Below are 24,641 nucleotides of genomic sequence, written 5' to 3'. Positions count from 1 at the left end.
AGAACCGCAGCGTGCTGTCAGCTCGCATGTCGGGATCTCCGCATGCTTGCCGGGGTTGGCGTGCGGCATCTTCTCGGCTGAGGCCAGGGCGTCGAGCAGTGCCAAGTCCTGGGCCCGCGGCAGCCGCTCATCGTCGCGGCGGCGGCGTAGAAGCCTGCGCCAGGCCCCTACAAGTTCCAGAGGTCACCAGGACCCACCGCCACCGCCGCCGTCACCCCCACCGACGTCTCCGCCGCCACCGGATCCTCCGCCGCCACCTCCGCCACCGCTGCCGCTGGAGGTAGGGGCGGCGCTGGACGTCGAGGCGGCGGTGATCAGGCCGAGGGCGAAGCCTGGGGCGAACCCGGCCACGAGGGTCGAGCGGTGCACGGGAGCGGCCGCCGAGTCGACGATCGCTCCTTCCCATGCGTAGGCCACGTCCAGGGCCACCGCCCACGCGGTGTACAGCTTCAGTCGTATCTCGTCGGGGCGCTCGTCGTGCTGAGGGGAGAAGGGGTCCATGAGATAGCGCCGGAACGCCTCCGTTTGGAGCCAGAGGGCGGTGCCGCGCGGGGTGCGGGTGTGCAGCTCCCAGGAGCGCAGCCGCAGCGCGAAGCCGGCACCCACGGCGATCAGGCCCACCACGAGGACCGGCCAGCCGGCCGCGTTCCGGTGGCCGCTGAGCCAGGCCCCGACGGCCGTCGTGACGAAGCCGAGCAGGGTGGCGGCGGTGCCGATGGTGCGTCCGATGCGGGCGCGACGCGCGGCGGCCGCGTCCCACAGATCGCTGTCGGCCTGCCACTGTGTCAGCCCGCGGTTGAGGCTCTCCCATGCCGACCGGAATTGCGGGTCGCGCAGGCCCAGGGTGACCGAGTCGCGTCCCGAGAAAATGCTGCCGAAGACGACCCTGGCGAGCGGGTCCGCGGGTGCGTCGGCCGGATCGCGGCGCGTGAGGGTGGGATGCCGGTCGGTCCCCTCGATGCCGACGTGTCCGTCGATCGCCGCGCCGAGGAGCCAGGCCACCTGGTGGTGGTTCTCGACCCGTTCATCGAGCAGGATCCCGCCCTGTGCCGGGGTCAATTCCGCTGGGGGCACGGGCGACGGCGTGAGCGAGGCGGCGAGCCGATCGAGGGCGACGCGCCGCGTCCGGCCGGGCGTGCCGTCGGGTCCTTCCTCGACGATCCGGTCACGGCCGAGGAAACGCAGCAGCAAGAGCGTCAGGGCGGCGCAGACCAGCGTGAAACCGAACGCGAGCAGACCCACCCGCAGCGGGCTTTCCACGGTCGTGCCGACGGCCTTTCCGGAGGGCGGCGCGGGCAGGGCCACCTTCGCTCCGGTCAGCTTCTGCCCGCGGGAGGCGTAGAGGGTGACACCCTCGTGCCCCTTCAGCTTGTCGAGGGTGACGTCCAGCCGCCCAGGACCGCTCCCGCGGGCGGTGCAGGCGTCCTCGGAACCGTTGGTGCCGTGCACACAGCGTGCGCCGGTGAGTTCGTACGGGGCCACGACGTGGATCTCCACGTCCGAGCGGTCGACCCGCCAACCGGTGCCGACAGCGTCCCAGGCGATCTTGCCCTTCTTCACAACGTCCGTGAGCGTGTACCGGATGCGGTACCGGTGCACGCCGGTGACCGAGCCGCCGGGGTCGCCCACCTTGATCCGAGTGGCTATCTCCCGCTGGCCGTTCGGCTTCTCGTAGTAGTCCCCGGCGGTGAGTTCCCACGGGACCCGGGCGCCGTCCAAGCTGGCGCTGACCTTGGCGTAGTCCTCGTCATACATCAGGTCCGGCAGGTCGCGGTAGATGCCGTGCCGGGTACTGTCGGGCTCCCCGAAGTCGTAGTCGATGACCTCGGTGACGCGGATGCTGCCGTCGGCGGCGACCTCGGCGCCCACCCACATCGTGTTGACGCGCTCCACGTTCCCGCCCATCCGAAAGAGCACGACGAGACCGCTGAGCAGCAGGACGAGGAAGAAGATCTTGATCGAGGCGCCGCCCCTGCGTCGCCGGTTCAGGGTCCCCGCCGCTCTCGGTCTCTTGTCCTTCGCGGTGTTCAAGGAGATACCCCCTGTTGTCACGGGGGCCTCCCCAGCCCCCATGAAGGTCGCAACGGTATCCCGGCGGCGGGCCGACAACAAGGGTCTTCGAATTTAGGGGTGGGGCCTCCCGTTGGCTTCGCCGAGTGGTTGCACAGCGTGAGCGCAGGCTTTGGTTCTCTCGGTTCCTGAAGCCGAAGGTGTTACGCGCTTCGAGCTTGATGAGGCGGTTGTTGCCTTCGGAGGCGGCGTTGGTGATCCCGGTGGTCAGGTAGGTCTCGATGCCGTCCCACCCCTGCTCGACGGTCTCGGCGAGGGGGACGAGTTCGGGCGGGTGGCGTGGTCGGCGACGCAGGCGAAGAAGCGGTGGCGGGCGGCGGAGATCGTGGAGCGGTCGGGGTGACGTGGGTACGGCTGACGGCCCAGGCCGAGGAGGTCTCGCAGCAGTTCCTTGGCCTTCCACGCCGCGAAGATCTGTGGGCCGTAGGTGCCCATGTGATCCAACTCGACCTTGAGGAGGGTGCGTTGATCCTCGGTGAGGTCTTCCTTGTTGCGGCGCAGGAGTTTGCGGACGGTGTAGATGCTTGTCGCCCTTGCCGGCCCGGCGGCCGTGCTGCTTCCAGGTGAGACGGCGGCGCAGGTCGGCGAGGTGGCGCTGGGCGAGCTGCACGATATGAAAGCAGTCCACGACCACGGCCGCGTGGGACAGCGCGCGGTGGACGGCGGCGCGGAAGGTGGCGCACAGGTCGATGGCAACGTAGCGGACCTGCTCACGCCAGGAGGCGGGCTGGGAGGTGAGCCAGTCAGCGACCGACGCCGCATTGCGGCCCTCGACCTGGCCGAACAGGCCACATCCGCCGATCGCGTCGACGAAGCCGATGTGCCAGGCGTCCGCGACGAGTTCCCACTTGCCGGTGGAGGGGTTCTGCTTCCACACCGGCTGCCCCCGCCGGGTCTCGTCGATCCCGATCGCCGAGGTCGCGGGCGGGTCCTCGGACAGGACCTTCGCTGCGTAGTCTTCGAGGCAGCGCTGCACGATCGGCCAGGACAGGCCCAGATCCCGGCCGGCCTGCACCACCGTGCGCCCACCGCCACAGACCGCGGCCCCCGCCGCCTGGCGCAGGGCCTTGGTGGTACGCATCCGTGGCGGCACCTTGCCTATCGCCTCGGTGAACGAGCCACGAGGGCGAGCGGGTTCGGTGCAGTACCAGCGTGCCTTGCGCCACTGGATGCTCACGGGACGTCCGCCGCAGGACAGGTGCCGCGGCCGGGTGGTGCGGTAGTCCTTCAGCCGAGTAGAGAAGACCCCGCAGCCGGGGCAGGGCCCGGGCGGAGTCCTCGCTTGTCACCACGTACACCGACGGGCCGCCCGTCCCGTCGTCCTTGACCTGCGTCACACTCACCCCCTCCAGCCCCACAAGCCGCGTTGCCGCCTCACTGATCCCGGTATCGTCGATTCGTCGATGTTCAAGCCCCTGGAGTTTCATGATCAGTTGCCTAGAGAACAACCATGATCACGAAGGTCCGCGGGCTAACTTGCGCCCGGGCACCCGCACCCCAACCACCTCACACGGCGTCACCGGCGAGCCCGCCCCCACCGCCGCAGCCCCATCAAGTTCGAACACCCGGTAAAGGAGCCTTGCAAAGTCGCTGTTCAGGAAGCTGCGGACGCGTCCGAAAGGCGGCTGAGGTTCATCCTCTGTCCAGTTGGAGGTAAGTCGCTGTCCTGTTGGAGTGGTGCATCCGTAGGATCACGTCATGACTGCCGATGCCCCGCTCACCCGAGAGACGTTCCGGCGCCTCCAGCCGATCAACGCGCCCAGGCTGGTGACTCAGTTGCCCGATCGTGTCTGGACTGACGAGGACTGGGACCGGATCCGGCGCGGATATCGGGCCCGGGACATGGACGAGAAGTGGAACGTCTTCGTCGAAGTCGATGTCGTTTTCATGCACCGGAGTTGGACCGGTCACGGCGTCTATGAGGCGTCCTTTGCCCCCGTGGCTGGTGGTGGGAGGAGGATAGCCTCTGCTGTGGTGGAGGCCGATGGGGAGCGCTATCGGAGCATGGGCGACGAGTACGACCGTCTGATGATGGAGCTGGTCATCAGCGCGATCGTCCTTGGTGAGGCAGCCGCCGACCTCCGGGCCGGACTCGGCTCGGGCTTCGGGGAAGAGTGATCTTCCCTCGGGTGTGGTGGAGCACAGTGCTCTGGGATTGCGTTCTGGATCGTGAGCTCTGGAGCCAGGCGAGTGCTGTCACGGTCTCGCGTTATGTGATTGGACCACGCGTTGCAAGCGCAGGATCTCGCCGTGTGCCGCGGCCAGTCGTTGTCGGCCGCGCCAGCTTCAAGTTGCTGCGCAAGCGGGTACTGCTCGCGTGAGCCGACTGGATGAGTTCCGGTTACTTCAGGAGTCGGAAACCGGGCTGTTCGGTCCACGCTCCGAGGAACTCCACAGAGCCGTACGCGGCGGGCCACGGATTGGTCGTCGTGGCGACGACGCCCGGAAGACCAGCAGCGATTGACACCTGATCCTCCCGCAGTTCGGCGTTGGCGACGCCGCCTATCAGGTCCATGATGGCGGCGGTCAACAAGGCTGTGGCGATGTGGTCGACTGGACTGTTGCAGAACGCGATGACGTCAACCGCGCGGGTCGGAGCGAAGCCGATGAGAGGTCTCTGATCGCCTCCGTCGCCGTGTTCGGCGACACCGTCCTCCCGAGCCCCGGAGACAGCGAACTGCGCGAACTCGCCCTCCCCGCCTCCGGTCCAGGCGGCGTCGTGGTGCGGCTGCTGGGCCGTCTGGCCGCTGGAGGCGGGCGGCGGGCGGCGGGTCGTCGTGCTGGCGCCTACGGGCGCCGTACGGGACGAGGTGATTGGCCGGTTCCCCGGTCTGAGGGTGCGGGTGCGGCCCTTCGCCGTCGCCGACCCGGGGGAGCGGCTTACTGACGCGGAGCGCCGCCAGGCCCTGGACGCCTTCGGGATTCCGTCCACGGAGGCGGCCGTGTGCCTGGTTGGCGGCTGGTGGCCGTACAAGGACATCGCCGTCGTCGACAACGCTCTCGCCTGGCTGGACAGACCGCTTCATCTGCTGGTCGCCGGAGCCCCACTCGACCAAGAGGTCCTGGACCGCTGGGCGGCCCTGCCTGTTGTCCGGCTGCACGTCGTGCCGGGCCCGGCGAGCCAGGAGCACGTGCGTGCCGTGTACGCGGCGGCGGATGCAGCGCTGGTGGCCCGCCGGCCGGGGGTGGGCAAGGAGTCCGGGCTCGTGGTCGATGCCGTCCGTCTCGGCGTTCCTCTGCTGCTGTCGGACCACGACCCGGCCCTGACGGTGCGCCTGACCGGACAGGACTGGGTGCAGATCTTCCCCGCCGGTGACGGCGCCCGTCTTGCCGCCCTGCTGTGCGATCTCGCCTGGGCATCACCGCCCAGACCCGCCCCGGGAAGAGCCGCAGCGCTGGGCGTGCCCACGGCCGCAGGGCAGGCCGGCTTCCTCACCCGCATCGTCACCGAATCGAAGGAGCCGCAATGATGGCTGCCCCTGCACTGATCGCCGTGATCGGCCCCGTGGAGCCCGCGCTGCTGACTGCGTGGGTCGGCCACTACCGGGCCCTGGATATCGAGCGGTTCCACGTCGCCTTCCACTTTCCCGAGCATGTCCACGACGAGCAACGCGGCGGGCTTGAGGCGGCGTGCTGCGATCTCGGGATCGTGCCGGGTTCGGTCACTCGGGGGCCGTGGCACGAGGACACCAACCCTCGGCTGCGCGACGCCCTGCGTGAGCGCGCCGGCGACGGCTGGCATCTTCTGGCGGACTCCGACGAGTTCCACACCTACACAGCGCCGCTGGGGGAGGTGCTAGACGAGGCGGAGCAGTCAGGCCCTGGCACGGTGGGCGGGCTGATGCTCGACCGTGTCACCTGCGACGGCACCCTGACCGGCTGGGATCCGGGCGAGGGATTGGACGAGGCGTATCCGCTCGGCGGGTTCCTCACCCACCTCGTGCTGCGCGGCGATCCGCGCAAGATCGTGCTCGCGCACTCCGGTGTCGCCGTGGCCTCCGGGAACCACCGCGCTCCGGAGCACCGGCCGGTGAACCGGCCGCCGGTCATCGTCCACCACTTCAAGTGGCGCGCTGGCGTACAGCAGGACGTGGAGCGGCGGGCAGCCCACTCTGCGGATGGCACATGGAAGACGGCTTCCCTGGCCCGGCCGGCCGAGGCCCGGCGCCTGCTGGACCATCTACGGCGGCACGACAGCAAGATCGGCGTCGACTCGGCGGACCTGCTCTTCCGGCCGGTGACGCTCGATACGGTCCCCGACTGGTGGGCGCAGGAGGCCACCCGGCTGATCGACACGTGGCGGCCCCCAGTAACAGGGGCGGGTCAGAACGAGCCAGGCTCGATGATCTCCTCCCCCTCATCCCGAGGCGGCTCGAACCGGGCGTAGAAATCGTTCAGCGCCGCCTGCGTCACGGCAAGAGCGTTGGCATCCTCGCGTCCGTTCCGCTCGTCGAGGCGGCGCAGCAACTCGGCCCGCTCGACGGGGAAGTACAGCAGCCGCCACCGGCCGCCAGCGGACTGCACGAGCTTCTTCCACTCCTCGCGGTCGGAGCGCAACCACAGGCCGTGATCGAGGACCACATCCCGGCCGGCCGCCACGAGCTCGGCCAGGCGCTCGTGGACCTCGGCGACCACCTGGGCCTCCAGCTCGAAGTACTGGCGTTCCGGGTAGTCGACACCGTACCGGCCGTGCCGCTCGTACACCAGCTCATCGACGGACAGCCGAACCGCCCCGGCCGGCTCCAGCCGCCGCTTCGCGTATGTCGTCTTGCCCGACCCGGTCAGCCCGACCAGCAGATACACCACGGGCTCTGTCTCCTGGCCGGTTGTCAGGCTCGGCGCGGCCTTCACCTGCACTGTCCTCCTTCGCCGCGGAGATGCTCCTGCGACCCAGCCTGCCACCTTTCATGCAGCCCGTGCGGCGCAACGGCCGCACCTCACCCATGGGGAACCATCGTGATCCCTCCGCTCGCGCTCCGCGTACTGCGCGCGTACGTCCGGCACGCTCCTGGCCATCTCGGGAAGCCGTGGCTGGCCGGTCACCTGAACACCCTGCTCAAGGAGCACCCGCTCACAACGACCGCCCGCACCGGCTCCGGCATGGTCTTCCCGGTGGTGACCAGTGACGTCATTCAGCGCTACCTGTACCTCTTCGGCGTGTGGGAACCACACCTGACCGCGTTCATCTCCGGCCGACTCACGCCCGGGGACACCTTCGTCGACGTCGGCGCGAACATCGGCTACTACAGCGTGCTCGCCTCCCAGCTCGTCGGCCCGGCCGGCCACGTAGTCGCTGTCGAACCCTCCCCCGACTTCCACCAAACGCTGGTCGCGAACGCGCAGGACAACGGCTGTGGCAACGTCCGTACGGTCAACGCCGCCGTCTCCGACAGCCCTGGGCGGATGACGTTCTACCTGGAGCGCTCCACGAACCTCGGAGGCACCACCGCCGTCCGCCCTCGCACCGTGGAGTCGTCATTCGAAGCCGACGCGGCGCCGTTTCCCCAGCTCGTACGCGAGGAGGAACTGGCACCGCCCGCCTGCTCAAAATCGACGTCGAGGGCGGTGAGGCCGGGGCGGTACGCGGGCTGCTCCCGGCACTCCCCGGCTCCGGAATGACGCTGAGATCCTCGTCGAGGTCACTCCACGCCTCCTGGCCAAGCAGGGCCAGACCGTGGACGACGTCCTGGGGCCTCTGGGCCTTGACCCTTGACCGTGGACACCGGTTGTCATGCGGCAGCGGCCAGCGTAGTTGATCGTTGCTCGAAGGCGATCGGGCTGATCTGGCCGAGGCGGGAGTGCCTTCGCCGGGTGTTGTAGCGGGTCGCCCAGCGGAAGACCGCGAGCCGGGCCTCCCGCGCCCCGGTCCACCGCTTCTTCCCCTGCAGCGTCTCCCGTTTCAGGGAGGCGTTCAGCGATTCCGCGGCGGCGTTGTCCGCGCTGGTGCCCACCGCACCGCGCGACCTGACCACACCGAGGTCCTCACAGACCTGGGCGAACTCCTTGGAGGCGTATTGCGCCCCGTTGTCGCTGTGGAAGATCGCCCCGCGCAGGCCGCCGACGCCCCGGGCCGCGGCCGCAGCCCTGAGTGCGTCGATGACCAGCGAGGTCCGCATGTGGTCAGCGATCGACCAGCCCGCCAGTCGCTTCGAGTACAGGTCCAACACCGTCGCGAGGTAAAGGAATTGGCCATCGCCGATGGGCAGGTAGGTTATGTCGCCCACGTACCGGCTATTCGGTGCGATCGCGGTGAAGTCGCGCCGCAGCAGGTCCGGCACCGGCGTCGCCGCCGGCTCGGGGATGGTGGTGCGGACCTTCTTGCACAGGTGCAGCCCGACAATGCTGAACTTCCGCATGACGCGTGCCACCCGCTTGTGATTGACCCGCTCGCCCTCGTCACGGAGCTTGGCCGTCACGCGTGGAGCCCCGTAGGTGCCGTCGGACTCGGCGTGGATATCGGTGATACGCCCGGCGAGCTCGGCATCGGCCCGGGCCCGCTCGGCCCGCGCGTCCGCGCCGGCCAGCCACCGGTAGAACCCGGACCGGGAGACAGTCAGGATCCGGCACAGCCGCTTGACACCGAAGGCGCCACGATGATCGTCAACGAACTGGAAACGGCTCACCAGCTGGTCTCGCCCGCAAAGTACTTCGCGGCCCTCCGCAGGATCTCCCGCTCGAGCTCCTTCACCCGCGCCCGCAGCTGCCGGTTCTCCTTCTCCATCGCGGTGGCCTCCACCGCCCCGGGCCGGACGGCCTGCCCGGCATCCCGCACCCACGTGCGGAGCGTCTCGTGATTGACGCCCACGTCCTTGGCCACCGACGCATACGTCCCACCCGGACTTGCGTGGTACAGCGCGACGGCATCCGCCCGGAACTCAGGCGAGTACTTCGACGTCCCCAACGGGAACTCCTGTCCTTCGGATCCTCACGATCCAATGATCAAGGTGTCCACGATCAAGGGGCAACGTCCACCTACCGGGCCCGCCACGCCCTGCGCGACACCGGCCTCGCCCTTGGACTGGCCCCGCAGGTCGTGGACGAGATCGCCAAGTAGTTCCCGCACATCCGCGCGCGGGACATCCGCGGAGCCCTGGCCGAGCTGCCGGAACTGCGCGGACTTGCCGCTAGGGCGGGGGAGTTCGGGCCTCTGTGGGAACTGGCCGAGGGACTGGACGCGCTGCCCCGCGGCTACGCCATGCACCCCTGCGGCGTCATCCTGCCCGACGCGGATCTGCTGGAGCGGCTCCCGGTGCAGCCCACCCCGGGCGGCTACCCGATGGTCCAGGCCGACAAGGAGGACGTCGAAGACCTCGGACTGCTCAAGCTCGACGTCCTGGGCGTGCGAATGCAGTCGGCGATGGCGCACGCCGTCACCGAGATCCGCCGCACCACCGGCCGCCAGATCGACCTCGACAACCCCGACCACGTCGACCTCAACGACCGGCTCGCCTTCGAACTCATCCAGGCCTCCGACACCGTGGGCCTGTTCCAGCTCGATTCTGGGGAGAGTTCTAGCGTGTTGCCTCACCTGATATCGGGAGCCTAGCAACAACAGGGCGATCATGCAGACGAGTTCAGTCGGCCGCCGCTAGGCCTTTTCGGTTGGACCAGGCGGTGGGCTCCGAAGGGATGGATAGTGAGGGCGCATCTGGCCGCAGGATGATCTCTCCCCAGTCCCCCTGGACCTGATAGGTGCCCTGGATCCTGCTTGGCCCTGCGCGACCGGTCGCGGTGCCCGGCAGACCTCAGAGTGCGGGATGTGGCGTTCCGTCGGTCTTGTCATCGCTCGATGGTGTGACGTTGGGGCATCGCTGCCGGTCAGGCGTTCGGGGTTCGCTTGAGTTGTGGCATGAGCATGCGCAAGCCGTACCCGAGTGATCTCACCGATGAGCAGTGGGAGCTCGTCGAACCCGTGATCACGGCATGGAAGGCCCGGCATCCGTCGGTCAGCGGGCATCAGGGGAAGTACGCGATGCGGGAGATCGTGAACGCCATCCTCTACCAGAACCGCACGGGTTGTCAGTGGGAGTTCCTGCCCCATGACATGCCCCCGCCCGGAGCGGTGAAGTACTACTTCTACCTCTGGCGCGACGAGGGCACCGACCAGGACATTCACGACCTGCTGCGCTGGCAGCTGCGGGAGAAGCGGAAACGATTAGCCGACCCGAGCCTGGTGGTCCTGGACACGCAGAGCATCCACGTGGCCGTCGGCGTCCCGGCCACGACGACGGGCCGGGACGCCGCGAAAAGGGTGCCGGGCAGGAAGAGATGCCTGGCCGTGGACGTGCTGGGCCTCGTCATTGACTGCGTCGTCCTGCCCGCCTCCGCGCACGAGAACACCGCCGGCATCGCCCTGCTGGACGCTGTCACCGAGCAGTGCGACACGGTGAAAAAGGCCCTGGTCGACCAGGGCTTCAAGAAGAAGGTCGTCGAGCACGGCAGACACGTGGGTATCGACGTCGAGATCGTCGAGCGCAACCCGGACGACAAAGGCTTCGTTCCACAGGCCAAACGGTGGATCGTGGAGCAGACGAACGGGATCCTGATGTTCTACCGCCGTCTCGTACGCGACTACGAACACCGCCCCGCCTCCTCCCGCTCCCGCGTCCTGTGGGCGATGACCTCCGTCATGAGCCGCCGCCTCACCGGAGCCACCATCGCCTCCTGGAGGACCGCATGAGCGAAAACCCACAGGTCAAAGCCATCCTGGAACACATCGAAACCCGCGAACGCGAACTGGACGACCAAGCCGAGCAGTTCCGGGACCGCATCGAAGAACTCACCCGGCAGCTCGGCGAACTCGACGCGGAGAGCGAGAACCTGCGCATCACCCGCAAGACCCTCCTCACGCTCCCGCTACCCTCACCCGCCACCGGGCCGGACCGCCCCGACATCCCCGACCACCCCGCCTACCAGCAGATCCTCTCCGCCCTGGCCGACGCGGACCGGCCGATGCGCGCCCGCGATCTCTGCCAGGCCCTCGACCTGCCGATCCTCCCGAAGAACACCGAAGGCATCCGCTGCAAACTGAAACGCCTGGTCAGCCGGGGCATCCTCATCGAACCCGAACCCGGCTTGTTCGCCCGCCCCGACGCCTGAGGGCCACCCCACACCCGCGACCAGCGATCCTTCCCCAACCTCAACCACGAAACGGACAAGAACTCACGTTCCGCACTCTCAGTGACCGCCGTGCCCATAGTCCGCTTCGAGGGGGCCAGGACGTTGATAACAGGACCATCCCCGCCGCTTCCATTACGCACACGCAGGCAGGGTCTGCTCGGCCCAGATCGTCTTGCCTGTCGGCGAATTGCGGCTATCCCATCGTTGCGTCAGCTGAGCGACGATCATCAGGCCGCGGCCTCCTTCGTCAAAGGTGCGGGCACGCCGCAGATGAGGAGCGGTGTTGCTGGCGTCGGAGACTTCGCAGATGAGGGTGTCCTCTCGTATCAGTTGCAGCCGAATGGGCGGGGCGCCGTAACGGATGGCGTTGGTGACCGGCTCGCTGACGACGAGTTCGGTCGTGAACACGAGGTCTTGGAGTCCCCACGCTTCCATCTGGGTGCCGACAAGTTCGGGGGTTCGGGAAACGATGGCCGGGTCATCGGGCAGATCCCAGGCCACGACCTGGTCAGCGCCCAGGATGCGCGTTCGAGCGAGGAGGATCGCGGCGTCGTCGGTAGGGGTGGCAGACAGCAGGCGGCTAACCACCTGTTCTCGCTTGATATCGAGTGACTGCTCGGGGCCGGCTAGAACCTCGCGCAGGAGGGTGTAGCCGGTGTCTGGGTCTCGTCTGCCTGCCTTGATGAGCCCGTCGGTACACAGTGCGAGGACACTGCCCTCCGGCAGGTCGAATTCGGCGACCTCGAAGGGTAGGCCACCGAGGCCGAGTGGTGGTCCTGCTGGCACGTCAAGGACTTCGACCTTGCCGTTCGGGATTGCCAGCACTGGCGGAGGGTGACCCGCCCCGGCTACAGAGCACCTGCCGGACACAGGGTCATAGATGGCATACATGCATGTGGCGCCTATTTCGCCGACAAGAGCCATTTCTGATTTACCAACAGCGACGGGATCGCTGTCCTGGCCCAGGTGCAGGACGAGATCGTCGAGATGTGTCAGCAATTCATCCGGCGGCCGATCGACATCCGCGAGACTGCGCACAGCCGTGCGAAGCCTGCCCATGGCGGCCGAGGCACTGATGCCGTGGCCGACGACGTCACCCACGACCAAGGCCACGCGGGCACCGGAGAGCGGGATGGCATCGAACCAGTCGCCGCCGATACCGATGCGGACATCGGCGGGCATGTAGTGCGTGACCACTTCCACGGCGGCCTGGCGAGGTGCCCGCTGGGGTAGGAGGCTGCGCTGCAGGGCGAGTGCGACGGTACGTTCCCGGGTGTAGCGGCGGGCGTTGTCGAGGCACAGGGCTGCGCGGGATGCCAACTCCTCGGCCAGGACGACGTCGCGGTCGTCGAAAGGGGACGCCGTGCGGTGCCGTGCGAGGACCACCAATCCACCGAACAGCTCAGGAGCAACGGCGTCGAGGTCGAACAGGTCACAGCCCTCGGGGTACTGCATGGACACCTTGATGTACCAGGCTTCGACGCTGCTTACCTGACCTTAGATCAGATGGCCGCAAGGCTCCTTTTCTCAGCCGACCTGGGCCGAAGCGTCGGGCAATCCACTCTGCGCGGCACGTGATCATCCGTAGGCACAACTGAGACTGCGGTTCGATCACGGAGCCTCGGCTGGGCTCACCAGCCCGGCCGGTCTGAGCGCGACGTTTGGGTCCCTACCAGCGCTCCTTGTGCCAGGCGCAGTCCTCGATGAAGGTACGGACGACCCTGGCCTGGCCTCGTCTGTTACTCACTTTCGGGTGATGGACCGGCTGTCCAGCAGGGAGGCCCCCTGGCTGTCAGTACTCAATGGCCAGGCGGGCCCGGATGCTCAGTTCGGTTTGCGTCAACCTCACGCAAGAGTGAAGTGGATGGCACTTGCAGCCAAGTGTCACGGTGGCGCGGTTGATCGGTAACGGCCCGCGAATCGCGTTCACACTCTGACGATCCGGCGGGCAGGGTGTGAACGCGCGGTCGGTTGGAAGACACCCGCCGAAGCCCTCAACGACCATCTACTATCGATCAAATAAGCCGGTGTTGCATCCACTGGTTGAACCTGGTCTGTGACCGTATCCATGTCTGACCGCCGCCGCGCTGACCGCTGCCGCCATCACCGCCGCGATCGCGGTCCCGGCATCCGCCGCCGACCCCCGCCCGCACCGCCAGGCGGTGGAGATCAGCCGCGTCCAGTACGACTCCCCGGGCCCGGACGACCGCTCCAACCGTTCCCTGAACCAGGAATGGGCGGACATCACCAACTACAGCCGCCGCAGCGTGAACTTGGACGGCTGGACCCTCTCCGACACGGACGGCCACACCTACACCTTCGACCACTACCGCCTGGGCGGCCGCGCCACCGTCCGCGTCCACACCGGTCTCGGCCGCGACACCCGCACCGACCTGTTCCAGGACCGTCGCGCCTACGTGTGGAACAACGACCGCGACAGGGCCACCCTGCGCAACGACCACGGCCGATTCATCGACGACGCCTCTTGGGGCCGCCGCCACTTCCACCACTGACCCAACCTGAACCCCCGCTGCTCGCCCGGCCCGCTCCTCGGTCGGGCGAGCAGCGGTCAATCCAGGACGGTCCGGGCCGATCACCTGCGGCCCGGACCGCGTCTCTGCCCGCCTTCGCTCGAGCCACGCATGGCTACAAGGTGAAGGCGGCGTGGAGGGGTTGAAACGCCCGCTCAACGCGCGTAGCCCGGCCCGTGGGCGGTGCGCTTACCTCAAGAACACACATCTCCAACCCTTCACATTCTTTGGAGAGTTCATGTTCCGCCGCGCCGCGTTGGCCTGCCCACCGCCTCGCTCGTTATTCTCGGCCTCTGCGCCGGCCCGGCTCTGTCGGAACCTCCCGCGCCGCCGTCGACCACGACCGCACGCAGCGAACTTGCCGCCCTGACCGTCGCCGCTCCGCACTCCATGGACGGCTACTCCCGCGACAAGTTCGACATCTGGTCCACCCAGCCCGACGGCTGCACCACCCGCCAGGACGTCCTCGCCCGCGACGGCAAGAACATTCAAGACCAGCTGAACCACTGCCAGCCCGCCGGCGGCTCCTGGTACTCCGCCTACGACGACACCACCGTCACCGTCGTCGCCCAGGCCACCATCGACCACATGGTCCCCCTCGCCGAAGCCTGGCGCTCCGGCGCCGACGCCTGGAACCCCGGTCAGCGCAAAGCCTTTGGCAACGACCTCAAAGACCCTCAGCTCCTCATCGCCTCGGAGTCCTCCAACTCCTCCAAGTCCGACAGCGGCCCCGCCGACTGGAAACCGTCCAACCACGCCTTCTGGTGCACCTACGCCAAGGACTACACCCACATCAAATCGCTCTGGAAGCTGACCACCACCGACGCCGAGAAGAGCGCTCTGTCCTCAATGATTGATACCTGCGCCAGCTGAAAACAGCGGGCGCTCGACGAGGACTGTGGCTGACTCGGCGGCAGCGTCGACGGCGTGGTCATGGCTCGCGGCGTCAGGTGAGGTGGCTCTCGCTCCCCGCGCGGTGTTGGTCGTTCCCGTTCGGGATCAACAAGCAGGATGCCCTGGTGGACCTACGCCGGGCGCCGCTCCCACCCCCGACCAACCCGAGATCATCTCACCCACCGGTCAACGTGACAGCACCTCGACAACATTGCGGGGTCCCCGCCCAGCGCCGCCCACGCCCCGGCGACACCCATGTCCCTTGAACACACCGTGCGCTGTGCGGCGCGTCACCATGGCGCGGGGTCCGGCACCGACGGCACCGGACCCCGCGCATGCCCTACGCGTGCAGCCGCACGGTCACCAGGACACGGCCTTCAGCGCGTTCACGGTGCCCCACCCGTAGAACCCGTTGTGGTTCTTCGAGCCCTTGCACACCGCGTCGATCTTTCCGTCCGCGTCGATGTCATACGGATCGGTGCACGCCGTCCCGTCCGCCTCGGCGTACAGCAGGGCCTTCACCATGGCGGCGGAGGCGTCCGGATGCGTCGACTTGATGAGGGCCGCCACGCCGACGACATGCGGGGTGGCCATCGAGGTGCCCGACATGTATCCCCACTTGCCGCCGGGCAACGGGCCGAGGATCTTACCGCTGGTGGCGGGCGGGGCGGGGGCCTGGTAGGCGGTCGAGTCACCGCCGGGGGCGGCGACGTCGATGACACCGAGGCCGTAGTTGGAGAACGACGACTTGAGGCCCTTCGCCCCGGTCGAGGCGACGGTCACCACGCCCGGCAGCTGAGTCGGGATGGCGAAGCACTGGTGCGGGTCGATCACCCGGTCACTGGGCGTGCCGTCGTTGGGGGAGACCGGGTCGGTGATGGAGGCGGCGTCCAGGTCGTAGCCATCGTTGCCGCCCGCCGCGACATTGACTGTGCCCTTGCGCTCCGCGTACTGCGACGCCCGGGTGATGGCCTCCGCGAGAGCCTTCTGGTCCGGGTCGCTCGCGCAGTTGAAGTACCAGGGGTCAGTGTAATAGCTGTTGTTGGTGACATCGACGTGGTGGTCGGCCGCCCACATGAAGCCGCAGACCACGGCCTCGGTGTAGATGTAGCCGGCCGTGGTGGCCACCTTGATGCCCGCGACCCGCACGCCGGGCGCCACACCGGTGATACCGACGCCGTTCTTGGCGCCCGCGATCTCACCCGCCACATGGGTGCCGTGCGGGCTCTCCTCGGCGGTCGGCCGCCAGGAGCCCTCGGTGGTGTCCGGCTTGCCCGACACGCAGTTGGCGGACGCGTCGCGGTTGAAGTTCGGCGCGATGTCCGGGTGGGTGTCGTCCACACCGGTGTCGATGACGGCCACGGTGACACGGCGGCTGCCGAGCGTCCGCTCGTGTGCCTTGTCCGCCTTGATGGCGGGCAGGTCCCACTGCAGCGGCTCCAACGGGTCCTGCCCGTCAGCGGCCTTGGCGTGCGCGACCTCGTCGGCGGTGAGCGCCTTCGGCGTACCGACGTCCGTCGTGGACTGCGCCGGGAGCGGCGCGTGACGTGTGGCGCCCGCCGACTGCACTCCGGGTACCGCGCGCAGGGCGGTGGCGAAGCCAGGGTTCGTGGAGTGGACGACGATCACACCGATCTTGTCGTACGTCACGACGATCGTGCCGCCCGCCGCGGATATGGCTCGCTGGACCGCTGAGAGGGTGTGACGGTCCGTCCTGGTGTTGACCACGTACGACAGTTCGGGTCCCTCGGCGGCCTGTGCGGCGGGCGCGGTGCCCGCGGCGGCCGAAGCCGCGCCGGGCAGGAAGCCCAGGGAGGCGGTGATCGACAGTACGACTGGTACGGCGAGGGCGAGGCGTCGTTTGGAAGTCAGCTGAGCCACAAGGTCTCCATATCATTCGAAAAAGTGAACAAGCTGGTGCTCGGTAGCGCCCAGCAGGTGCATGACATGTGGTGGGAGGAGCTATCCACCGTCCCCTTTAGGGCGGCAATGACTTGCTCGTGATGACCTACGGAAAAAAAGTAAAGAGGAGGGTTGAATGGGCTCCGGGCGCCGCAGGAATGCTCTTGTGCGGGAGAGGCATGCGCTTCCCCGTACCCGTCCCCGCCGGTGAGCTACACCTCTCCGACAGCCATCGCCGTCACGCATCCGCAGCACGAGGAGATCCCGTGACCACCGACGCGCCTTCCCCCATCACGACCGCGGGCGGCCTGCCGTCCGCCGAGGTCCAGGCGAGCGCCGAGTTCGGCGAACTGCGCCGCTCCCACCGCTCGTTCGCCTTCCCGCTGACCGTGGCGTTCATCGCCTGGTACCTACTCTACGTGACCGGCGTCGACGTGCTGCGTCCGGGCGCCGCGGGCAGCGTGGTGGCGTTCGGCGGCTCCCTCACCGACGGTACGGGATCCACCGCGGACACGGTGCCTGGCACGAGTGCGGCCGGGGGACTCGCGGGTGTCAGATCCCGAGCGCGGTCTCGGGGAGCCGGGCGCGCAGCGGGTCCGCGAAGGCCAGCAGGACGCGCCGGTCGCCCTCGAAGGCCTCCCGGCTGTGCGCCATCCGGACGTTGTCCACCATCAGCAGGTCGCCCGCCTGCCAGGGTTCGCGGCGGGTCGCTCGCACATAGGCCTCGTTGATCACCTGGATGAGGTCGGCGGTGAAGGGTTCGCCGTTCCCCCACCCGGTGTTGAAGGAGAGGCCGTCGGGCCCGAGCACCGAGACGAGGTAGTCGCGGACGTCCTCATCGAGGCTCCACTCGGAGAAGAAGGCGATCTGGTTGAACCAGGACCGCCGTCCCGTGACCGGGTGGGTGATCAGGGCGGGTCGACGGTGCCAGGTCCGCAGGTCGTCGCCTCGCCACTCGAACTCGATGCCCCCCTCGCGGCAGTACCGTTCCACCTCGTCCCGGGAGGAGGTGCCGAAGGCCTCCGCCCAGGGCAGCCCGACCGTGTCGCTGTAGTTGCGGGTGAGCAGCCAGCCCTCGGTCTCCAGGCGGTCCACCACCTCGGCGGGGAGCGCGTCGACCACGGCGCTGGAGTCGGCCACGGCGGTGCAGCCGCCCTGGTCCGGGGCGGTCAGGCAGCCCATGATGAGCATGGCGGGGAACTCGCGGGCGTAGCTCAGCTCGTGGTGCATACACATGGTCTGGTCGTCGGCCCAGCTGGCGGTGGAGTAGACCGGTCCGGGGGCCTCGTCGCGGTGGGCGAACCCCTCGTGTTCCACCATCAGTTCGTCGGTGTCGGCGAGCGCCTTGCTGACCGCGGCGAAGGTCTCCGGGTCGCCCAGCCCGAGGCCCCGCACCAGCACGGCGCCGTGCTCCGTGACGGCCGACCTCAACTCCCCCCTGTTGCGCCGGGCCCAGTCGAGGGCTCCATCACGTGCGTCATCAAGTGCCTCCACATGCCATACAACCAACGGGGAGCCGTTGCTGACCGCTGTCATCATCCGTCCTTCATCCATCACGCCGGCCGTGCCGGTGCTGTTCGATTCGCCGATGTCCGGGCCGTGCGGGACGGGAGCCCGTCCCGCACGGCCGGAACTTTCCGTGGTTCCAGGAAGAGGGGCTAGAAATCCAGCACGATGACCCCTTCACCGAGGAGGCTCTCCTCGTGGCGGACCTGGCGCGGGGCAACCAGCTCGGCCTGACCGGCGACGGTCGCGTGGGTGAACAGCTGTGCCACCCGGACCGCGCTGGAGAAGTGCTCGTTCAGCAGCGCGTGCAGGCGCAGCACCTTCAACGAGGAGCCGCCGAGTTCGAAGAAGTTCTGGTCGATCCCGGCGACCGGGCCGCCGAGGACGTCCTGCCAGATCGCGCAGATCTGCTCCTCGGTCGCGGAGCGCGGTGGCGTGGCGGAGACGGCCTGGTCGGACAGGAAGCGCGGGAGCGGCAGGGCGGCCCGGTCCTGCTTGCCGTTCGCCGTCGTCGGAATCGCGTCGATCACGATGAACTCGGCGGGGACGAGGGCCGACGGCAACTGCTCGGCCAGGTGCGAGCGCAGCTGCGACGGCAGACGGTCCGTATCGGCGCCCGCACGAGGGACGGCGTACGCCACCAGGTGGTACTCCTCCGTGCTGCGGCGGTGCGCCACGACGACGCACGCGGACACCGACGGGTGCGCCAGTGCGACGCTCTCGATCTCGGCGGGGTGCAGGCGCACTCCGTTGATCTTGAGCTGGTCGTCGATCCGGCCGCGGACCTCCAGCAGCCCGTCGGGGCGCAGCCGGCCCAGGTCACCGGTCCGGTAGAGCAGGTCCGACGCGTCGGCGCGCTGCGGGTTCGGCAGGAAGGCCGCCTCGTTCGCCTCGGGGTTCTCGAAGTAGCCGAAGGTCCGGAACGGCGTGCGGATGAGGATCTCCCCCAGCTCGCCCACACCGCACAGCTCACTGTCGCGCATCAGGACGGCCTGGCACTGCGGCAGCGGCGAGCCCACCGGCAGCAGCTGCGGCAGCGCGGCGTTCCGCGGGACGCGGTAGGCGAACTTCGCCATCGTCGTCTCGGTCGGGCCGTAGAGGTTCACCACCTCGGCGGAGTCGGAGAGGACCTCCCGGAACCGCTCGACGAGCGCCGCCTTGAGCGGCTCGCCGGCCAGGAAGGCCAGCCGCAGCTCGCCCAGGCCGGTACCGGCCGACGCGTCCAGCAGCCATGACTGGAGCACCGTCGGTGCCGCGTGCAGCACCGTGATCCGCTCCCTCACCAGCCAGGAGAACACCGCCTTCCCGCCCAGCACGTCCTCGGGCCCGGGCAGCACCGTGGTGCCGCCGCTGACCAGGCCGACGAGCGTGTCACGGAGCATCACATCGAAGGAGGAGCTGGTCAGCTGAGCGCACCGGTCCTGCGACGTCACACCGAACTCCTGGCTCTGCCAGCGCAGGAAGTGGGTCAACGAGGCGTGCCGGCCCAGGACTCCGCGGGGCGTGCCCGTGGTTCCCGAGGTGAAGAACAGGTACGCGGGGGAATCGGGGTCCACCGCCGGGAGCGCCACCTCAGGGGCCGCCGGGAGCGACGCCTCGCGGCCCGCCAGCTGCGACAGCCCGGTACCGGCGTCCACGGTGGTCTGCGGCATGCCCTCGATGACGGCGGGCTGCGGCTCGTCGGCCTCCTCGACCCGGACGCAGAACACCGGAGCGCCGACGTCGACCAGGTGCCGACGCCGCCCTGCTGGCAGCGCCGGGTCCACGGGGAAGAACACGGCGCCGCTGCGCAGCACCGCCAGCATCGCCACGACGAACCCCGGACTCCGCGGCCCCGTCACCGCGACCACCTGTCCCCGCCCGCACCCCGCCGCGACCAGGTGCCGGGCGAGCTCCTCGGAGCGGTCGACCAGCTGCCGGTAGGTCAGGGCGGAGCCGCCGTGGCTGACGGCCGTGGCGTCCGGTGCGATCGCGGCCCGGGCCGCGATCAGTTCGGTCACCGGCGGCTGCGCGGGCGCGTCCATCGGCGTCGCCAGGGCCGCACCGGCATGGGCGTCACCGGGCAGGACCAGGGAGTACGCGTCCAGCGGGCGGTTCGGTGCGGCGACGACCTGGGTCAGCAGTGCGCTGAACTGCCCCAGCATGGCCGCCGCGCGGGCCGCCGAGCAGGAGTCGGTGCGGTAGACGAGCTCGATGTGCAGGGCGGCGTCGTCCCGCTCCGAGACGTAGAACGTGAACGGCAGCTTGGCCTCGGGCTCCCAGAGGGTGTCGTCGAACAACGTCTCCACGCCGTCGATCACCGCCTCCTCGTGGAGCCGGCCGAGGTAGTTGAGCAGCACGTCGAACACGGGACTGCGGTCGAGGCGCCGCACCGGGTTGAGTCGCTCCACCAGCAGCTCGAACGGCGCGGCCTCGTGCGCGTAGCCCTCGTGGAGCCCGGCACTGACCCGGGAGAGCAGGTCGAGGAAGGTCGAGTCGCCGGCCAACTCGGTCCGCAGCACGAGCGTGTTGAGGAACAGGCCGACGATGCTCTCCGTCTCGACGGCGTCACGGTTGGCCACCGGGTAGCCGACCACCACGTCCGACTGGCCGCTGAGCCGGGACAGGAGCAGGTTGAGCGCGGCCATGGCGATCTCGAACGGGGTCGTCGAGGTCTGCGCCGCGAGCCTGTGCAGTGCCGCGCCGGTCTCCACGGGCACGCTCCGCGCGAGGCGGCCGTCGGCCCGGCCGCTGCCCTGGGGCTCCGGCACGTCCGTCGGCAGTTCGAGCTGGGGCGCGCCCGCGAGCTTGGCGAGCCAGTACTGCAGATCGGGCTCGACCGCCCCGCTCGCCACCCGTTCCCGGACGGCCGCGGCGTAGTCGATGTACTGGACCTGCGACGGCGCCGGCACGGACTGCGCCTGCGACGGATCCGCCCGCCGGCCGTAGAGGGCCGCGAGATCGCGCATCAGCAGCCGCATGGACCAGCCGTCACCCGCGATGTGGTGGAGCGTGAGCAGGAACCGGTGCTCGGACGGGCCCGTCCGGAACAGGGCGAACCGGACCGGTGCCTCCTCGGTGAGCCGGAAGGGCACCATGTCGTCGGTCTGCACCAGCCGTGCGACGGCCTCGTCCAGCTCCGCGGGATCGCACGCGGTCAGGTCGTGCTCGGCGTAGGCCAGGGGCAGCCCTTCCCGGACCCGCTGGGTCGGTGTCCCGCCGGCCGCGTCGTAGGTGACGCGGAGCAGCTCGTGCCGGGCGACGAGGTCCTCCAGCGCGAGGCGCAGGGCGGGGACGTCCAGCGGGCCGCGGAAGGTCGCCAGCGTACGGATGTGGTAGGCGGTGCTGTCGGAGTCGAGCTGGGACAGGAACCACATCCGCTCCTGCGCGAAGGACAGCGGGTGGCCGTCCGTGCGGGCGACCACCGGTATACCGGTGTGGGTCCGCGGGGCCGTCTCGTCCACCAGGCGGGCCTGGGCGGCGATGGTGCGGTGGGCGAAGTAGGCGGCCGACGGCAGGTCGAGGCCGAAGTGCTCGTTGACCCGGCTGGCCAGTTGCAGGGCCAGCAGGGAGTGGCCCCCGATCACGAAGAAGTCGTCCGTGCTTCCGAAAGCGTCGCTGCCGAGCAGTGCGGACCAGATCCCGGCCACCGCCCGCTCGGTCTCGGTGGCGGCCGCCACCCGCTCCGCGATCGCCAGCTCCCCGTCGCCGAGCCGGGACAGCGCCCGGCGGTCCACCTTGCCGTTGGCGGTGAGCGGCAGGGTGTCGACGCGCAGGAAGTGGGAGGGCACCATGTGGGTCGGCAGGCGGCGCAGCAGCGCCGCGCGCAGGGCCTCGTTGGAGGGCGCCGAACCGGTGGCCTCCAGGTAGGCGTAGAGCAGCCCGGTCTCCCCGCCGGTCGCGCGGGGGAGGACCACGGCGCGCTCGATCCCGGGTTCGTCCCGCAGCGCCTGCTCGATCTCGCCCAGCTCGACGCGCTGGCCGCGGATCTTGACCTGGTTGTCGCGCCGCCCCAGGTAACGCAGCTGTCCGTCGGGCGACCAGCAGGCCAGGTCACCGGTGCGGTACATCCGGCCGGTGCCGTCCCCCTCCGCGACGAACGGGCCGGTGCCGAACGGGTCCGCGACGAACCGCTCCGCCGTCAGCTCCGGGCGGTTCAGGTAGCCGCGGGCCACCTGGGCCCCGCCGATGCAGAGTTCACCGGTGACGCCGATCGGGCACGGCCGGCCGCTGTCGTCGAGGACGTAGAGGCGGTTGTTGGGCGCCGGACGGCCGAGGGTGACCGGCCGGTCGCGTTCCACGTGCAGCGTGGTGACGTCCACGGCCGCCTCGGTCGGGCCGTAGTAGTTGATCAGTCGCGCACCGTCGTCCCCGACGGCGCCGAAGAAGCTCCGCGCGAGGCTGCTGTCGAGCTCCTCGCCGCTGCAGACGCAGAACCGCACTCCCGGGAAGCCGTCCTGACAGGAGTTCAGGTACTGGCTGAGCATGGACGGGACGAAGTGCACCACGGTCACCGCGTGGCGGCGGATGGTCGACCGGATCAGCTCGGGGTCGGACTCTCCCCCGGGCGGGAGCATGACCTGCCGGGCGCCGATCGTCCCGGGCAGCAGCAGTTCCCAGACGGAGACATCGAAGGTGTACGGCGTCTTCTGCAGGATGACGTCGTCCTCGCCGAGGCCCAGGTCCTCGACCATCCAGTGCAGCCGGTTGACCAGGGAGCGGTGCTCGACCAGGGCGCCCTTGGGGAGCCCGGTGGACCCTGAGGTATAGATGCAGTAGGCGAGGTCGTCCGGCCCCGCGGCGGGCGGCGGGTCGTCGGTGCGCTCCGACAGCGGCCCGGCCAGGTCCAGCAGCGTCCGGCCGGTGAGGGGGGGGTCCGCGGCGTCCGCGGGGTCCACGGCGTCCCCGACCCGCAGCACGACGGCGCATCCGCTGTCGTCCAGGACGTGGCGGACCCGGTCGTCGGGGTCGGTCGTGCTCAGCGGCAGGTACGCGCCACCGGCTTTCAGGACGCCGAGGACCGCCGCCGTCAGGTCGGCGGACCGGGCCAGCCGCAGCGCCACCAGGGAGCCGGTCGCCACGCCGTACTTGTCGCGCAGCGTCCACGCCAGTCGGTTGGCCTGCGCGTTGAGCTCGGCGAACGTCCAGGACCGTTGCTCGTCGACGACCGCGACGGCGTCCGGGGTGCGCCGGACCTGCTCCTCGAACAGCCGCACGACGGTGGTGTCGAGGTCGTACGGTGCGTCGGTGCGGTTGAAGCCGTGCATGACGAGCTCGCGCTCGGCGGCGTCGAGCAGTTCGAGGGCCTCCACCGGCTCGTCCGGCCTGGCCACCGCGTCCGCCAGCAGGACCTCGAAGTGGCGCAGCAGCCGTTCGATGCGGTTGGCGTCGAACAGTTCGACGGCGTACTCGACGGTGGCGAGCAGCCCTTCGGGCGTCTCCGCGAAGAACAGCGTCAGGTCCATCTTGCTGTGGCCGTTGCCGACGCGGACCGCCTGCACTCCGAGGCCGGGCACCTGTTTGCCGGGCTCGCCGAAGCCCTCATCGGACATGATCATGATGTCGAAGAGCGCGTTGCGCCCCGCTTCGGTGTCGGCGCCCGCGTCACGGACCACCCGGTCGAACGGGTACTCGGCGTGGCCGAGGGCGCCGCGCACGGTCCGGTGGCTGCTGAGCAGCAGCTCGCGGAAGCTCGCGCCGGGCGCCACCGGATCGCGCAGCGCCACGCTGTTGACGTAGCAGCCGACCTGGTCGAACAGCTCGGGCAGCGGCCGGTTGACGGCGGAGGTGCCCAGGGCGATGTCCCGCTGCCCGCTGTAGCGGTACACCAGCACCCGCAGTGCGGCGCTGAGCGCGGCGAACGCCGTGGTCCGCTCCAGCCGGCAGAGGTCCTTGAGGGCGGCCACCGTCTCCTGCCGCAGGACGCGGGTGGCGTTCGCGCCGAGGTGGCTGCGCACTGTCGGGCGGGGGCGGTCGGCGGGCAGGTCCACCCGCTCGACCGGCTCCTGGAAACGCTGCCGCCAGTACTCCCGGGAGGCGTCCAGGGCGCCGCTGTCGAGCACGGTCTGCTGCCAGACCGCGTAGTCCCTGTACTGGAGCCGGGCACCGTCCTCGGCCTCCTGCGAGGCGCCCTGCACACCTCGCCGGTAGGCGTCCAGCGCCTGGTCGAGGAGCACGGTCAACGACCATCCGTCGACCGCGATGTGGTGCGCCGCGAGGACCAGGACGTGGTGGTCGGCGGCCTCCTGCACCAGCATCACGTGCAGCAGGCGCCCGGCGGCCAGGTCGAACGGGCGCGACACGAAGTGCTCGATCAGCCGGTCGGTCCCCTGGGCGGCGACCCGGTACGTCCAGTCCAGCTCCGCGTCGGCGGCCGACCGCTGCCGAGGCACGCCGTCCACGCTGCCGAACACGGTGCGCAGCGCCTCATGGCGCCGCAGCAGCTCGGTGAACGCCTCCTTGAGCGCCTTGACGTCCAGCTCGCCGTCCAGCCGGTAGACGGCGGGAACCGTGTACGCGGCGTGGGCGTCGCCGGACTGGACAGCCAGCCACATCGTCAGCTGCGCCGACGACAGCGGGTACCACTCCGCGTCCGGGGCGGACGCGATCTCGCTGATGCTCTGCGGTGCGGTCATCGCG

Annotated in this window: 16 protein-coding genes and 5 pseudogenes; 10 read left to right on the top strand and 11 right to left on the bottom strand. The window is 69.4% G+C overall.

What is annotated here, in order from left to right:
- Window positions 1-183: 183 nt before the first annotated feature.
- The 4 genes and pseudogenes from OG568_RS49960 to OG568_RS61755 form a co-directional block, all read right to left on the bottom strand.
- Window positions 184-2,052, bottom strand: coding sequence for a DUF2207 domain-containing protein (locus OG568_RS49960; RefSeq protein ID WP_329536775.1), 1,869 nt, complete (start codon window positions 2,050-2,052; stop codon window positions 184-186).
- Between the two features lie 181 nt (window positions 2,053-2,233).
- Window positions 2,234-2,278 (bottom strand): annotated as a pseudogene (locus OG568_RS61760) (hypothetical protein); the annotation flags it as partial.
- Complete coding sequence (locus tag OG568_RS49955; protein WP_329536774.1) at window positions 2,278-2,505, bottom strand: hypothetical protein; 228 nt, start codon at window positions 2,503-2,505, stop codon at window positions 2,278-2,280. The pseudogene OG568_RS61760 and the gene OG568_RS49955, both read right to left, overlap by 1 nt.
- 142 nt (window positions 2,506-2,647) lie before the next feature.
- Window positions 2,648-3,301: pseudogene (locus OG568_RS61755) on the bottom strand (transposase); the annotation flags it as partial.
- Window positions 3,302-3,768: 467 nt separating this feature from the next.
- Here OG568_RS61755 and OG568_RS49950 point away from each other — a divergent pair.
- Window positions 3,769-4,243, top strand: a pseudogene (locus OG568_RS49950) (hypothetical protein).
- 168 nt (window positions 4,244-4,411) lie between these two features.
- Here OG568_RS49950 and OG568_RS49945 read toward each other — a convergent pair.
- On the bottom strand, window positions 4,412-4,885 hold the full coding sequence (locus tag OG568_RS49945) for a DUF6368 family protein (protein ID WP_329538240.1): 474 nt from the start codon (window positions 4,883-4,885) through the stop codon (window positions 4,412-4,414).
- Between OG568_RS49945 and OG568_RS49940 the strand changes: the two genes are divergently transcribed.
- Both OG568_RS49940 and OG568_RS49935 read left to right on the top strand, forming a co-directional pair.
- Complete coding sequence (locus OG568_RS49940; protein ID WP_329538329.1) at window positions 4,848-5,540, top strand: hypothetical protein; 693 nt, start codon at window positions 4,848-4,850, stop codon at window positions 5,538-5,540. The two genes, OG568_RS49945 and OG568_RS49940, sit on opposite strands and share 38 nt — an antisense overlap.
- Entirely contained in the window at window positions 5,537-6,457 is a 921-nt protein-coding gene (locus OG568_RS49935) for a hypothetical protein (protein ID WP_329536773.1), read from the top strand. Before OG568_RS49940 ends, OG568_RS49935 begins: the two co-directional genes overlap by 4 nt.
- Here the strand turns inward: OG568_RS49935 and OG568_RS49930 are convergent.
- Window positions 6,394-6,921, bottom strand: coding sequence for an AAA family ATPase (locus OG568_RS49930; protein ID WP_329536772.1), 528 nt, complete (start codon window positions 6,919-6,921; stop codon window positions 6,394-6,396). The genes OG568_RS49935 and OG568_RS49930 overlap by 64 nt on opposite strands.
- A gap of 105 nt (window positions 6,922-7,026) precedes the next feature.
- Here OG568_RS49930 and OG568_RS49925 point away from each other — a divergent pair, with 105 nt between their 5' ends.
- Complete coding sequence (locus OG568_RS49925) at window positions 7,027-7,689, top strand: FkbM family methyltransferase (protein ID WP_329536771.1); 663 nt, start codon at window positions 7,027-7,029, stop codon at window positions 7,687-7,689.
- 110 nt (window positions 7,690-7,799) lie between these two features.
- Here OG568_RS49925 and OG568_RS49920 read toward each other — a convergent pair.
- Window positions 7,800-8,971, bottom strand: a protein-coding gene (locus tag OG568_RS49920) for an IS3 family transposase (protein ID WP_329536770.1) whose coding sequence is annotated in 2 segments (ribosomal slippage) — window positions 7,800-8,710 and window positions 8,710-8,971 — 1,173 coding nt in all. Because the reading frame shifts where the segments join, the coding sequence is not laid out codon by codon here.
- A 57-nt stretch (window positions 8,972-9,028) separates the two neighbouring features.
- Between OG568_RS49920 and OG568_RS49915 the strand changes: the two are divergent.
- From OG568_RS49915 to OG568_RS49905, 3 genes and pseudogenes are all read left to right on the top strand, one after another.
- Window positions 9,029-9,571 (top strand): annotated as a pseudogene (locus OG568_RS49915) (DNA polymerase III subunit alpha); the annotation flags it as partial.
- Window positions 9,572-9,919: 348 nt separating this feature from the next.
- Window positions 9,920-10,750, top strand: coding sequence for an IS5 family transposase (locus OG568_RS49910; protein ID WP_329529970.1), 831 nt, complete (start codon window positions 9,920-9,922; stop codon window positions 10,748-10,750).
- A complete protein-coding gene (locus OG568_RS49905) occupies window positions 10,747-11,169 on the top strand; it encodes a hypothetical protein (protein ID WP_329529971.1) in 423 nt (140 codons plus the stop codon). Before OG568_RS49910 ends, OG568_RS49905 begins: the two co-directional genes overlap by 4 nt.
- A gap of 153 nt (window positions 11,170-11,322) precedes the next feature.
- On the opposite strand, the gene OG568_RS49900 is transcribed toward OG568_RS49905, so the two are convergent.
- Window positions 11,323-12,645 carry an ATP-binding SpoIIE family protein phosphatase gene (locus tag OG568_RS49900; protein ID WP_329536769.1) on the bottom strand — a complete coding sequence of 441 codons (1,323 nt, stop codon included), beginning with the start codon at window positions 12,643-12,645 and terminating at the stop codon, window positions 11,323-11,325.
- A 632-nt stretch (window positions 12,646-13,277) separates the two neighbouring features.
- Between OG568_RS49900 and OG568_RS49895 the strand changes: the two genes are divergently transcribed.
- Both OG568_RS49895 and OG568_RS49890 read left to right on the top strand, forming a co-directional pair.
- Entirely contained in the window at window positions 13,278-13,703 is a 426-nt protein-coding gene (locus tag OG568_RS49895; protein ID WP_329538238.1) for a lamin tail domain-containing protein, read from the top strand.
- Between the two features lie 408 nt (window positions 13,704-14,111).
- Entirely contained in the window at window positions 14,112-14,594 is a 483-nt protein-coding gene (locus OG568_RS49890) for a GmrSD restriction endonuclease domain-containing protein (protein WP_329536768.1), read from the top strand.
- A gap of 381 nt (window positions 14,595-14,975) precedes the next feature.
- Here OG568_RS49890 and OG568_RS49885 read toward each other — a convergent pair whose 3' ends face one another.
- Window positions 14,976-16,496, bottom strand: coding sequence for a S8 family serine peptidase (locus tag OG568_RS49885; RefSeq protein WP_329536767.1), 1,521 nt, complete (start codon window positions 16,494-16,496; stop codon window positions 14,976-14,978).
- Window positions 16,497-16,783: 287 nt separating this feature from the next.
- Between OG568_RS49885 and OG568_RS49880 the strand changes: the two are divergent.
- Window positions 16,784-16,939 (top strand): annotated as a pseudogene (locus OG568_RS49880) (DUF485 domain-containing protein); the annotation flags it as partial.
- A gap of 130 nt (window positions 16,940-17,069) precedes the next feature.
- Here the strand turns inward: OG568_RS49880 and OG568_RS49875 are convergent.
- Together OG568_RS49875 and OG568_RS49870 are read right to left on the bottom strand one after the other, a co-directional pair.
- Entirely contained in the window at window positions 17,070-18,053 is a 984-nt protein-coding gene (locus OG568_RS49875) for a TauD/TfdA family dioxygenase (RefSeq protein ID WP_329536766.1), read from the bottom strand.
- 122 nt (window positions 18,054-18,175) lie between these two features.
- On the bottom strand, window positions 18,176-24,637 hold the full coding sequence (locus OG568_RS49870; RefSeq protein WP_329536765.1) for a non-ribosomal peptide synthetase: 6,462 nt from the start codon (window positions 24,635-24,637) through the stop codon (window positions 18,176-18,178).
- Window positions 24,638-24,641: the final 4 nt, after the last annotated feature.

Origin of the sequence: Streptomyces sp. NBC_01450 (genome assembly GCF_036227505.1) — a bacterium.
Classification (GTDB): domain Bacteria; phylum Actinomycetota; class Actinomycetes; order Streptomycetales; family Streptomycetaceae; genus Streptomyces.
Note: the sequence above shows the minus strand (reverse complement) of the source record. Positions and strands in the feature narration are given on the sequence as shown.